This is a genomic window from Cyanobacterium sp. uoEpiScrs1 (assembly GCF_947331815.1).
Classification (GTDB): Bacteria; Cyanobacteriota; Cyanobacteriia; order Cyanobacteriales; family Microcystaceae; genus Rippkaea.
The window spans coordinates 1-13977 of the sequence record NZ_OX373462.1 but is presented as its reverse complement, the minus strand read 5'-3'; the positions used below and the strand labels follow the sequence as shown (position 1 = coordinate 13977).

The following is a 13977-nucleotide window of genomic DNA, read 5'->3' as shown; positions in this document are numbered from 1 at the left end:
TAGCATTCATTTAGTGATTCTAAGTATAGATAATATACGATATATTGATCTTTCTAAAAGAGAAAGATCAATACAAAACTTGAGTGAGCAACTGTTTTCTAAACTTCAATCATAGTCATAAAATTTCCTTAACCCAAAAAAGAAAAAGAAAACTATACTTGATATTTGGCTAGGATCCATTGATCTAAGTTTTCTAAAGCACGATCACGATATTGTTGGTAGCGCTCTCGTTTATTACGAATTTTTTTTGATAGTTCCGGAATAATGCCAAAATTAGGCGGCATTGGTTGAAAATATTTAGGAGACGCACTACTAATAAACTCAAATAATGCTCCCATCATGGTCATTTTAGGGACAGTAATAGGATTGGACCCTAAAGCTAACCGTGCAGCATTCGTCCCGGCTAACCATCCGCCAGCTGTAGCCGCTGTATATCCCTCTGTCCCTACTAATTGACCAGCTGCTAATAGGGTAGAATGAGATTTAAACTGTAAAGTTGGTTCAAGTAATTGAGGAGAGTTAATAAAAGTATTGCGGTGCATGACCCCCATGCGAACAAATTCTGCCCTTTCTAACCCGGGAATTAATCTAAATATCCGTTTTTGCTCCCCCCAATGTAAATTAGTTTGGAACCCTACCATATTCCACAAACTACCGTTTTTGTCCTCTTGTCGCAATTGTACCACCCCATAAGGACGTTTTTTTGTGTTTTCAGGATCACGGTAGTTTCCTAAGCGGGGATCAAATAAGCCTACTGGTTTTAGCGGCCCATAGCGCATGGTATCCTCCCCACGCTTAGCCAATTCTTCTATAGGAAGACAGCCTTCAAAGAATTTAGCAGTTTTTTCCTCAAATCCCTTTAATTTAATTTGTTTTGCTTGGCATAATTCCTCTCTAAAGTGCAGATATTGTTTTTTATTGAAGGGACAGTTAAGATATGCGGCTTCTCCTTTATCATAACGGGATGCTAAAAAAACGATATCATAATCGATAGAGTCTCTGACAATTATAGGACTAGCTGCATCGAAAAAACTTAAATAGTCCATTCCCGTAAACTTTTGTAAATCTCTTGCTAACGAGGGAGTAGTTAACGGACCAGTGGCCAGTATAATTATGCCTTCTGAGGGAATTTTAGATATTTCTAGTCTTTTTAAAGTAATTAGAGGATTTTCAGTCAGTATACTAGTTAAATCATGGCTAAAACTTTTCCTATCTACTGCTAATGCACCTCCTGCGGGGACTGAATTTTTATCGGCAGTTTGAATGATAATTGATCCTAGACGGCGTAATTCTTCATGAAGAAGTCCGGAAGCACGATCAGCTGACATTGCCCCAAAAGAGTTACTACAAACTAATTCAGCTAATTCTTCACTATAGTGTGCTGGACTTATTTTATTGGGACGCATTTCGTAGAGAATAACAGGAACTCCTGCTCGGGCAATTTGCCAGGCCGCTTCGGTTCCCGCTAATCCTCCTCCAATAACTTGAATAATAGGCATACATTTTAAATCCAACTGATTCGCTTAGTTTGGCTTAAAGACTAAATGATAATCGTGAGCTGAGTATTACTAGCCCTACAAGATTAAAGAATTTCAAAAGACTAATTTTTATTATTACTACATATTTGACACTATTCAACCGTCAACTATTAATAATAAATAGTTCACACAGAATCCTTGTTCTTTCTAGTGTTACTGTAACGGTAAAATTGGGGATTTAACGGTAGATTAAGACATTAAAAAAGCCATTGACAAAACAGGAAACAAAAAATGTATCGCAATACTTTTTCTATTCATGCTATCTAAAATTTTATAAATAAGAATATTAAAGCTATCTTATTATTTAACAAATTTAAAGTGTTATGGATACTGAAATAATGAAATGTTAAGTAATAATACTGCACATATTTAATATTACAATAACAAGAATAATAAAAAACAGAAAAATAATGTGAAATAATAAAGATCAAAAAATATTCGTAGTGAAAGAAAAAGCTAACTATTCAAGGAAGATACACCAAACAATCAAGAATTATTACTCTAATATCTAACAATAAAAATAATTCTCGGTTATTTAACGATGACATTAAAATATCTATAATAATTTCGACCAATTATAACAAAAAATACAACAGTCCCCTTGACCTGAGGAGATTGTTGTATTTTTTTGCCTAAATTTGACTAAATTATCAATAGTTTTTTGGTCTTTACTTTATTTTTTGGGGGTTAGGAACATCATCATATTCCGCCCCTCACGTTTAGGAATTTGTTGAATATCAGCAATATCCTTAAGATCTTTAGCCATACGGTCTAGTAAGTCCAAGGCCAAATTAGAATGTTGAATTTCTCGCCCTCGGAATGTAACCGTTGCTTTAACTTTATCACCAGACTTAAGAAAGCGTTTGGCCTGATTAATACGTACCATATAATCGCTTTCGCCGATTTTATAGCGCATTTTTACTTCCTTAACATCGGCTGTATGCTGTTTTTTCTTGGCTTCCCGGGCCTTTTTCTCCTGTTCAAATTTATATTTGCCATAATCCATAATTCGGCAGACAGGAGGTTTAGCCGTTTCACTCACCAAGACTAAATCAAGCTCTTTTTCTTGCGCTATAGTTAACGCTTCATCGGGAGTTAGAAGACCGACTTGCGCGCCATCGCTATCGATGACTCGAATTTCAGGAAAGCGAATTCTTTCGTTGATTTTGGGGAGATCACGTTGGGAGCGTCTTTTATCTATCACAGGCGTTTGTTGTTGTATCTTAAATAGATGGATGAACTTAAGTGAATATAGGTGAATAGAGTGACTATTTTTATTTTACTAATTTTTAACGAGGTTCCATATTAAATATGAATATTACTTTTGTTTCGTGATCATTCATCTCGAGACAAGATTTTAACTGACCAACGTAGATTATCATTCGATGAATATAGAAGTTACACATTGACAAATTCAATAAAATATGTACTACCTAGAACAGATAGACAAACCACTAGATTCTAGCTTAAATGCTTATAAATAAAATTATAGTCAATATCAAGAAAAAATTCCTCCTTGTTTTAACACCAATCACCTATCAACCATTGAACCATTATCAACTACAACTGAATAAAAGCTTATATGACACTAAACAAATAAGTAAATATATATCGTCTGATATTTTTTAAAAAGTTTTGTTTATAGTCACTTTATATAAATAAGTATTTAAATAAAGCGACTAGTTCTAGATGTTTTTATATAAAATTTATAGTTTGTAAGTATGTAAAATTTTGAATAGATTGTAATAGCAATTATAGCATTAATATTAAGACCAAGAAGCAAGTATAGAAGTATAGAAACACTATTTCTATACTTCTATACTTGCTTCTCACTTCTAGCACTTATTAACAATTTAAATAAAAACTACTGACAATTATAATTAGAATAAGTTTAATGTCTTTTTCTATTTATTTTTTATATAACACAGATATAAATATTTCTAATAATAAAAGTTGAGTGTTTAATATAAAATCTTGAGAGCAACGTATTAGACAACAATGGCACTGAGTCATATCCCCATTTAATTTGATTACATAGATTCGGAGTGGTTGGTAAAATAATATTCTTACTTTCGCCGAACAGCTAGATTCTGGTAACTCAACCAAGTAACTACAGACTACAGTGTCTATTTGTAGACATAATTAGCCTATTATTTTGCTCCGGCTTTTATTAATGAACCTGTCATTACAATTGGACATTCAATCCTTTTTAGATTAGTGTACTATATTTGTACGACAATAAGAATTATTGTTATTAATCTACCTGATACTTTTTTCTTATAATTTAGGGGATTATTAATGACAATACGTCACTTTAGCTTCATTCATTATCTAGTTAAATTGGCTTATAAATAGTATCCAGCAACTACCAATGAGTTAGTCAAAATTCTAATAATTTCTGCTCATAGCGAAGGAGTCTCGTCCTCTCGATTTGTTAATCAAAGGAATTAATTTAACTTACTTTGCCAATGCATAAAACTATTTTTTACTTATTTAAAATATGATAAGTGAAAATAATTTTTTATCCTAAATATATTTATTTCTAAAGTAGAATATATCTTTTTATTTAATCAATTGATTTAAAAAATAAGTATTTAATAGTTCAATCCAGCTTTATATTTATTTAATACCTGAGATAAAATAATCAACTAATATTTAATCAACCATCATATCTAACCCAATAGTAAAACTAACATTAGTGCCTCCTAACCCACAATAGCCACCAGGATTTTTAGCAAGATACTGTTGATGATAAACCTCTGCATAATAAAATTCAGGAGCATCCAAAATTTCTGTAGTTATGTTACTATATCCTGCTTTAGTTAATGCTTTTTGGTAAACTTTTTTAGAGGCTTTTGCCTGTTGCTTTTGTTCGGGAGAATAAACATAAATTCCTGAACGATACTGGGTACCTACATCATGCCCCTGACCCATTCCCTGAGTAGGATCATGACTTTCCCAAAATGTCTTTAGCAGTTGTTTATAATTAACAACTTTAGGGGTGAAAACTACCAGCACTACTTCATTATGTCCAGTAAATCCAGTACAAACTTCTTTATAAGTAGGATTAGGAGTTAAACCAGCTGCATATCCTACTGCAGTAGTATAAACTCCTTCTATTTGCCAAAATTTACGTTCTGCCCCCCAAAAACACCCTAACCCAAACATTGCAGTTTCCATTCCTTTCGGGAAAGGAGGTTTAATAGAATTGCCATAAACGTAATGAAAAGCTGAGATAGACATTTTCTCTTTCCGTCCAGGCAATGCTGTCTTAGGAGTGGGTAAAGTTAATACTTTGTCAACTCTAAATAGGTTCATAATTTTTTACTCTAAACAAATATCTCATTTTTAATCTTAAATAAAAAAATAGCTCCCTCAACTTTTTGTTTAATAATCACTATTGTGGCTATGATTCAATCCTCCTCTCTTATTAGGAAATAAACATATTGTATCTATGTACGTAGTTTTCCTCTTAATTAAAATTTTACAATTAAATATATCATTAATTTTAATGTTGTTTACATAATATTTTATATATATTTTAGTATACCTTTACTACAATAGTATACTAAAACATATACAGCTTAACTAGTTATTGTAACTTAAGGATTCTATTAAATTAGCCTCGATATTTATTTTATTCACATAAAAGTATGATAATTAATAGAAAGTAATTAATGTATATAAATATAAATTAACTTCAAATAAATATTTAATTACATCTGAAATAATAAAAATTTTAAACATTTATTTGTTGACTAAGTATATATAATTTTCATTCAAAACACAAACTTTACTATTTATAAGTAGAGAGTCTGAAAATTATATAAATATAAAATAATTTTATAGATCAAGATATCTGCTATCTAGTTTGTAATAGATATGACGGTTTTAACTATAAAAATAATTTCAAAAACTTAATTGTCTATAATTTATATAGTAAACATTAATAGCATTATTAAAAATAGCTTGTGAGAATTATGTACAACTAAACTATTTCTTTGAAAAAGATCTTGTTTTATAAATACTTAAAATTATGACTATATTTAAATATTACTCGTGCAATTTTTAATTTAACTCATCTTGTTTTTTAGAAAAATTGATATTCTTTAATGTGCTTAAATTTAAATTTTATCTAAAATTACATATATCTTATGCTAGATTCTGCGGCATAAATATGCTAACAATATAATACTTTAACTTTCCCTTTTTCTTGTTTATGTTAAAAAAACACTAACATCTATTAAATCAAAACTATTATGTTAATATAGCTTATGCTATACTAACATAATAGTTTTGATTTTTTGTATAGTGCTGTTATTTACATCAACTTATAAACAATTACGATTAGCTTCTACATAAAATGTCCACGATGAAGTATACTCACAAAGTACTATTAGAAGAAATAATTTTATAAGTAAATTATTTCTTTATTGATCATTAAACAAAAGTATATACTGCCCATACTGAGGCAGACATTTTTAAAATAGAGTTCAAATAAAATAAGAAAGTGTTCTTTAAGTGGTTTCTATTTTACCCATAATACCCATGATTATAATTAATGATAGTAATTTATTCTCAATAAGTAAAGAATATTCCATATATAATTGACTAACACCCAATAATAACTAACTATAAACAGATTTATTAAAACTTTATTTATGAGTAAATGTAGAGTATATATAGAAATATAAAAAGTTTATTTAATTTGTGAAACTGTCTAAAGAAAAAATTATGATTAATTAGCATGTTTTAGTCCCTGTTAGACTTGTCGTGGGATTACAGTAAGTTAGACATCATTTAATATTTTTGCTGTAATACCACGACAAGTCTAATGGTTTTTAAGAGATGAAAGCTCAATTTATCTTTTAGGGAACGGTCGGCTTTTTAAAAAACAAAAGTAAACTAATGGTAGTGAAAACCGGAATTTTATACGGCATCAGTGTAGGAACAGGAGATCCTGACTTAATTACAGTTAAAGGGCTACGTATATTACAACAGGTATCTGTTGTTGCTTTCCCTATGGGAATAGAGAATAAACCTGGAATTGCTCAGACGATTATCTCTCCATGGTTAACCTCTAAACAGGAAACTTGCCCCCTATTTTTTCCTTATATCCAAAACGAAACAGACTTAAATTTAGCTTGGAGGCAGGCGGCTGAACAGATCTGGTATTATCTCAAACAAGGAAAGGATGTAGCTTTTGCTTGTGAGGGAGATATCAGCTTTTACAGTACCTTTACTTATTTAGCCAAAATGCTCACCCATCATCATCCTGCAGTTAAAATTCAAACCGTTCCCGGCGTTTGTTCCCCGATGGCTGTGACTTCGATTCTGAACCTTCCCTTAACAGTTAATAATCAACGGTTAGCTATTCTTCCTGCTCTTTACTCTTTGGAGTACTTAGAACAGGCACTGGGGTGGGCTGATGTAGTAGTTTTGCTAAAAGTTAGTTCAGTCTATCCTCAAGTATGGGAAACTTTACGACGATTAAATTTATTGAAACGTGCTTGGATAGTGGAACGGGCAAATCAACCGGAACAGGTAATTTACAATAAGTTAGAAGAGCTGCCAAACCTGCGATTTTCTTACTTTTCTCTTCTCATTATTTATGTTTCACCTTCCGACTTCTATTAATAACAACTTTCGCCATAATAAAAATTATATTGATTGACTACTACTTCTTACACAACTAATCCACAATTATATTCTAGTGTATAAACAGATTAGTCTTAGTGTAGCTTTATAAAGCTATAATCGTCAGCGATGTAATCATAATTGAAGCTCTAATTGTTTTAATCAGATTGCCGTAAGTTTTCTAACTCTATTCTTAGGGCAATCACTTGTTCTGTCAGTTTTTTTATTGTCTCAGGAGCATTTTTATTACCATTTGAAGAAAAAGTCAACTTACCATCACTATTTTCATTTGTAAAAGTTGACGATCTTTCCTCTTGTTGTTGATTTAACCATTCGTTCATTAAGCGACAAACTTCTTGTTCAGTAACTTCCCCCTTTTGAGCTAATTCTTGAACTTTTTGTGTCAATTGAATCTGGAGTTCAGAAAATCTGTCTGAACTTTTTTGAAGATTTTGAAGGACTTCTATAAGGGAAGTAGCAGCACCTATGCTAACTTGAAAACCTTGCCGCAACAATTGTAATATATCATGTGTATTCATAAACAGTTAATGGTCTCAGAAATAGTTTTCGTTAAATTAAGTCAATTACAGGTTATTGTTAATCTGTTTTCGATATTCATCATTCCTAAACTTTCCTAGTCAGTACTTCCGTTTGTTGATTAATCCGTTTTAGTACTAGCAAATTGGTTTAAGATATTGTTCCAAATCTTCAATGACACGAGTCAGTTCAGCTTCTGTAGTCAGACAGACATTATCATCTTTGACTGTCAATAAAACCTTAGCTGCAAAGGGATTTGAATAAATGTTAGGATTACAAAACAGTTCCACAAAAACCTCTCCCCTATAAGTATACTCCATAACCCTTTGAGTTCGGGGTATAATGCCGCTGGCAGACTGATCCAAAACAGCCTTGAGTCTCACCATCAGCCCGTTAATCTCTTCCTTGAGAGTTCGAGCAGCTTCAAGACTGAAATTAAAGCTAACGGACCCTTGTATCAAGTTTAATGTCAGTTGCACCATTGATAAAAAACGAATAATACGAAGAATACCCTTATAATGACTGAATATTCTCTAATTGGGAAAGTAAATTTTACTTAATTGAAAATGAATTCTTTATCAGATTAAGTTATGCATACCTCCTCGCGGAGCGATGGTAACATATACTACTTTATTTGTCTATATTTTTTAAAGAAAGTTCACGATTTTTGTGAGAAATTAGCGTACTGTATAAATTATGATTAACCTATCGTAGTTCATAAAAGTTTTTTACGTTTTCCATTTCAATTGAGATCTCAAGCAATTTATTGTCAACACAACATATTGAATGAAGCAGAATATAAGAAATAAGAGGATAATAAATTGATAGGTTTCATTAGTTTAGATTACGCTCAATCCAGATCCATAAAAACTTGACTTAAGTTCATCTATAAGACTTGATAAATATTAGCAGTATTGCGGTGTACTTGAGTACTCTATAATAAATGTATAAATTAAGTATAGTTGGTGTTTTAACTAATAAATCTAAGACTACTGCCCCGATCATAATAAGCACTTAAAATTATGTTAACCCCATCTGAGACAACTACTATATTCTTCATTATTCTAGTCGCCTTGGCAATTTTAGCCTGGGGTTATAATCGAGCTAAATTATATGGTAGATTAGTTATTTTTGCTGAGTTACAGTCAGTGGTATTGATGGTTCCCTGGCTAGTATTTTTCGGTTTGTTTGCTACAGGAGTTCATATAAATTTAGTGGCAATTTTATTATTATTAGTCACTTCATTATCAGTATATATATATCTAGGGAAAAAACTAAAAGCTGAAGGTCAAGATGTAATTATCCAAAAAAAAACTGCTAAACATTTACAAGAACAGAGTAGACTTGAGAAGTCTAAAACTTATCAATCACCAAACTTTTCTCTTAACTCTGACCTAAAGATTACAACAGATACTCTACCTATTCCGAAAGAAGAGCTGAAACTTGTTCAAAGCATATTTAGTATTGATACTTTTTTTGTAACTGAAACAATTTCTTACCAAGAAGGAATAATTTTCAAAGGAAATTTACGAGGAGAAGCTGACAAGGTTTATACTAGCCTTTCAGAAAAATTAAAAGATATTTTTTCCGATAAGTACCGTCTTTTTTTGGTAGAAGGAACAGAAGAAAAACCTGTAGTAATAGTTCTCCCAAGCATTGTTGACCCGCAAAAAACTACTTTAGTGCAAAAAAATATCGCTTTGATTCTGTTTATAGGAACTATTTTAACTAGTTTAGAAGCATCAGGAATTTTATTAGGTTTTGATTTATTCAGTGATTGGAGTCGTTATAAGGAAATAATACCTCTTAGTTTAGGATTTTGGACAATTTTAATAACCCATGAGATTGTCCATCGTCTCCTTGCAAAACGCCACAATGTGTACTTGAGTGTTCCATTTTTTCTTCCCACCTGGCAAATTGGATCGTTTGGAGCAATTACTCGCTTTGAATCCTTATTGTCTAATCGAAATGCCTTATTTGATGTGGCTTTTGCTGGACCAGCTGCGGGATGGAGTTTATCCCTAGTGTTGCTAATAGTAGGGTTGGTATTTTCCAGTCCAGAAAGTTTATTTCAAGTACCAACTCAATTTCTTCAAGGCTCAATTTTAGTTAACAGTTTAGCTCAGGTGATATTAGGAGAAGAGCTACAAAAAACGTTAATTAATGTTCATCCATTAATGATTATAGGATGGTTAGGATTAGTTATAAATGCCCTCAATTTACTACCTGCAGGTCAGTTAGACGGAGGACGAATTGTTCAGTCTATTTATGGACGAAAAATTGCAAAGCAAACTACAATTATATCCTTAGTTGTCTTAGGAATTGTAACTTTAATTAATCCAGAAAACTCCCTTGCTCTTTACTGGATAATTATAATCATTTTTCTACAACGAGACTTAGAAAGACCAAGTTTAAATGAATTAACTGAGCCTGATGACATGCGCGCTATATTGGGGTTGTTAATTCTATTTCTTATGTTGGCAACTTTAATTCCTTGGCTTTTCTAGTACAGCTGTAATAAATTGACAAATGAGTTATTAACTTTATTAGACTAAATTCAAATAAATCAACTTTTTTAAGTTATTGCTAGGAGACAGAGAAGTTAAATTAGTGGCTATAACAGTTAATTCATTAATTAATCTCGAGAGAGCTTAATATTTTTTGATGGTTTTCTGATATATGTAGATAACCTACTCATAGAAATTTTCATACCAGTAATAAAACTACACATTTTTGTGATTCTTAACCAAGAAGATAATATACAGAAATAACAGTAATATTGTGTTCAGAAGATAATTTAAAATTTTTGTTTTAAGCTAACAATTACTACTCTATAAGTAACAATATTTTTATAATTGTTTAAACGCCAAATTTAGTAATTTACTGTTTTTTAAAAACTATACTTAGATTAATAATATGAATATTTATTCATTCTTATCAACTAATTTTTTAGCTTTTTTTACCAGCTAGTAAGGAAGGTTTTTCTACTTTCTTTACTTTTATTTTATAGATAATTATGAGTTAATAAATCACTATTAATGGTTGTCTATTGGTCTATTCAGTAAGAATAAATACTTATTCTCAGGCTTGTGATTACTATGACAAATTAGAACATTATAAAAAATATAATTCACAACAATACTATGACTTAAGTATAAGTTAACAAAAATTTAAGTATTTATATACTTTACTTCACTAATTGTATTTTTGGAAAATGTCGATACTTTATATAGAATCCAATCAACATTAACAAAATAATCCCAATAGTTCCAATCCCCAAATAACTTGGAACCCAAAAAGATGATTCAATAGTATTAATTTGACCAGGTTTTAATTTCCAAATAATTTGATTTGTTTTTTGCTCAAAAGAAGTATTACTTACAATATTTTTTAGTCCTAAAGGAGCTTTTAAAATAAATTCTAAGTCTATCAGTGACCCTGTACTAAAGATAACATTCCCCTGATTAGATAGAACTCCTAATGCCCGTAAATCAACTTCTAGATTGAGTAAATTATGTTCCATAAATAACCAATTACTTTGTTTTAAAGATATCTTAGCTTTAAGATCTACTAAATCTGAATTGCTATTTTTAAGAGTCCGAGCCAACCTAGAGGGAGAAGGATTAAAGAACTTATTGAATTTTTCCGTTAGTTCCTTTCCATTCCCGAAAGGAATTTTTATCATAATTTCCTCAGGAGATATCCGTTTAGCTTGTCCGTGGAGATTTTCTGCCCGTTTTTTAAGACTGTCTAACCATTTATCGGCTTCTGTTTGACTTAAGTTAGTTAACTGTTCAGCTAAGCTGATATATTGTGTAATTTCTCCTCTATGCTGTTGAGAAAAATCTACACCCACATCATAATGAACACAGCCACTTAATAGAGTTAACAAACTAATGGCTAGAGGTATTACAAAACACCGAAATAAACCTTTAAATATCTGTTTATAACTTTTGGGCTTTAAATTATGTTCTTTATTTTTCACGATTAATTATTAAACTTTTAATTAACATTAGTCATCATCCCAATCATCATTCCTAACTGAGCTCCCCCCCCCGACAGTTACTAAATCAATCTGCTGACGGTAATAATCCACACTTTTCACTTCTACTTCAACTTCATCTCCTAAACGATAGGCAATGCGATTTTTTCGCCCAACTAAACAACCATGACGAGCGCGATATTCATACCAGTCATCTTTTAAAGAACTAACATGAACGAGTCCTTCCACTAATAAATCTTCAATTTCCACAAAGAAACCATAAGATTGAACTCCCGTAATTAATCCTCGAAAAACTTGACCCGTGCGTTCTTTCATTTTTTCGGCTTTTTTTAGTCCATCGAGATCTTTTTCCGCGTCTTCAGCTAGTTTTTCACGATCATTGAGATGGGAAACTAAGAGGTGAAATTCCTCTTCAAGACTTTCTTGCATCGCAGGAGGTAAAACATTCCAGTTAATGCCGATGTGACAACGACTGCTGTGAAGATCTACTCCCGTTTTAGTTTGTTTTGTACGACGATCACGCCCTTGACTAAACAACAACTTGATCATACGTTGTACCAACAAATCTCCATATCGTTGACCAGGAGAAACACAATGCGTATAACGGTCATGATAGGCTAATCCAAAATGGGGAGCTGAGTGACTACTATATTTAACAGATTTCAGCGTGTCTTTCAGAAGAAAATTTAATACGCGCACTGATGAACATTGATTAAAGCCTTGAGTCAAATTGTAATAATCTTGAGCGGTAATCTCCTCTTCAGAAGATAATTGTACTTCTATTCCCAAATTATCTACTAGTCTCAGTAAATCTTCTAACTCTTCCCAATCTGGTTCAGGTTGAGCGCAATAAAGGGAGGGAATTCCTAAAGCGTAAAGATGATCGGCTACTGATTTTCCTGCTAGGATTATTAACTCCATCAACAATGAGCGTACAGGAACTTTAGATGAAGCAATAATGACTCCTAAACGCCCTTCATCTTGATAAGGTGCTCGCGGCTCTAACTTTAATTCAAATCCTCCTCTTTGCAAACGTTGTGCTTTAACTAAGGGACTAAGGGTAAAAAACAGTTGGTTGAGGCATTGGGCTAACTCTTCTTGTTCGGTAGGTACTTGATCAAGATTAGCTAATAACCTTTGAGCTTTTTGATAAGTTAGTTGCTCGTTAACATTAATAATAGTTGGCTGAATTTCAAATTCAGTTATTTGACCGTTTTTATCAAAAGTAATTAATACTGAGATTGTTAAACAATCTTTTTTTGGGACAATACAACAACAGTCGATTAAGGCTTCTGGCAATAAGGGAAGAACTTTCTCTCCTAAATAAATCGTCGTTCCTCGTTTTTTTGCTGTTTTATCGACAAGCGAGTCAGGGGTAACATAATGAGCAACATCAGTAATATGAATACCTAGTTGCCAATATTGATCACCAATTTCCTCAAGTGTAAAAGCTGTTTCAACAAAAGGAGGGTAGTCTCGTTGTTCGTCTTCAACAAAAGTGAACGTAAACTTCTGACGTAAATCAACTCGTTTATCAATCTCAGCCTGATCAACGGTTTGTGATAAAGATGCCGCTAGTTGTTCCACCTCTTCGGAAAAAGCTTGGGGTAAATCGTGTTTACAACAGACAATATCCGTATCAGCAGCTTCTTCTGCATCACTTCCTAAAATACGGGTGACAGTCCCCCACGGGGGATGTTCCCCAATTGGATAACGTATCACGGAGACATGAACTAAATGATTTACTGCTTGTTCTAAACTATTTTCATTCTGTTTAAGTAGAAGTTCAAATAACAGGCGATCATCAAGAGGAATTGCTTTATAATTTCCGTCATCTTTTTTCACTTGAGCAAGTAAAGATGGATTTGCCCGTTCTAAAATCAGTTTTACTTCTCCTTCTGGGGAACGACGACGAGTGCCTTCTTTAATCACTTTGACAAGAACGCGATCACCGTTCCAAGCATTGCTAAGATGGGTTTCTCGTATATAAATATCATCAGCGTCTTCTTCATCTTGAATGGCAAAACAGAAACCCTTACTTGAGCAACGCAATTTAGCTTCAACCAGATTTTTCTCTGTAAAACGTCGATATTTACCTCTCTCTTTAACTAAAATTCCAACTTTCTCTAAAATATCTAGAATTATTTGGAGTTTTTCGATGTTTTCTTCGTTTTCACATCCCAACTTTTTCTCCAGAAATTTAGCCGCGACCAATTTGTCATCTGTAAAATTGGACAAAAGTGTAGCGATTGAAAATTCCAT

At 32.1% G+C, this 13977-nt stretch carries 9 protein-coding genes; 2 read left to right on the top strand and 7 right to left on the bottom strand.

All coding sequences use genetic code 11. The features are described 5' to 3' along the window. Positions 1-152: 152 nt before the first annotated feature. From trmFO to msrA, 3 genes are all read right to left on the bottom strand, one after another. Entirely contained in the window at positions 153-1499 is a 1347-nt protein-coding gene (trmFO, locus tag OXU93_RS00045) for an FADH(2)-oxidizing methylenetetrahydrofolate--tRNA-(uracil(54)-C(5))-methyltransferase TrmFO (RefSeq protein ID WP_267383802.1), read from the bottom strand. Between the two features lie 712 nt (positions 1500-2211). Continuing rightward, on the bottom strand, positions 2212-2742 hold the full coding sequence (infC, locus tag OXU93_RS00040) for a translation initiation factor IF-3 (protein WP_267383801.1): 531 nt from the start codon (positions 2740-2742) through the stop codon (positions 2212-2214). A 1451-nt stretch (positions 2743-4193) separates the two neighbouring features. Further along, complete coding sequence (gene msrA, locus OXU93_RS00035; protein WP_267383800.1) at positions 4194-4856, bottom strand: peptide-methionine (S)-S-oxide reductase MsrA; 663 nt, start codon at positions 4854-4856, stop codon at positions 4194-4196. A gap of 1590 nt (positions 4857-6446) precedes the next feature. On the opposite strand from msrA, the gene OXU93_RS00030 reads away from it, so the two are divergent. Then, entirely contained in the window at positions 6447-7175 is a 729-nt protein-coding gene (locus OXU93_RS00030) for a precorrin-2 C(20)-methyltransferase (protein ID WP_267383799.1), read from the top strand. A gap of 158 nt (positions 7176-7333) precedes the next feature. Here the strand turns inward: OXU93_RS00030 and OXU93_RS00025 are convergent, their stop codons facing one another. Both OXU93_RS00025 and OXU93_RS00020 read right to left on the bottom strand, forming a co-directional pair. After that, complete coding sequence (locus OXU93_RS00025; RefSeq protein WP_267383798.1) at positions 7334-7714, bottom strand: hypothetical protein; 381 nt, start codon at positions 7712-7714, stop codon at positions 7334-7336. Positions 7715-7849: 135 nt separating this feature from the next. Continuing rightward, on the bottom strand, positions 7850-8194 hold the full coding sequence (locus OXU93_RS00020; protein WP_267383797.1) for a hypothetical protein: 345 nt from the start codon (positions 8192-8194) through the stop codon (positions 7850-7852). A gap of 540 nt (positions 8195-8734) precedes the next feature. On the opposite strand from OXU93_RS00020, the gene OXU93_RS00015 reads away from it, so the two are divergent. After that, a complete protein-coding gene (locus tag OXU93_RS00015) occupies positions 8735-10219 on the top strand; it encodes a site-2 protease family protein (protein ID WP_267383796.1) in 1485 nt (494 codons plus the stop codon). Positions 10220-10899: 680 nt separating this feature from the next. Here the strand turns inward: OXU93_RS00015 and OXU93_RS00010 are convergent. Both OXU93_RS00010 and OXU93_RS00005 read right to left on the bottom strand, forming a co-directional pair. Continuing rightward, on the bottom strand, positions 10900-11697 hold the full coding sequence (locus OXU93_RS00010) for a DUF3153 domain-containing protein (RefSeq protein WP_267383795.1): 798 nt from the start codon (positions 11695-11697) through the stop codon (positions 10900-10902). A gap of 27 nt (positions 11698-11724) precedes the next feature. Further along, entirely contained in the window at positions 11725-13977 is a 2253-nt protein-coding gene (locus OXU93_RS00005; protein WP_267383794.1) for a ribonuclease R family protein, read from the bottom strand.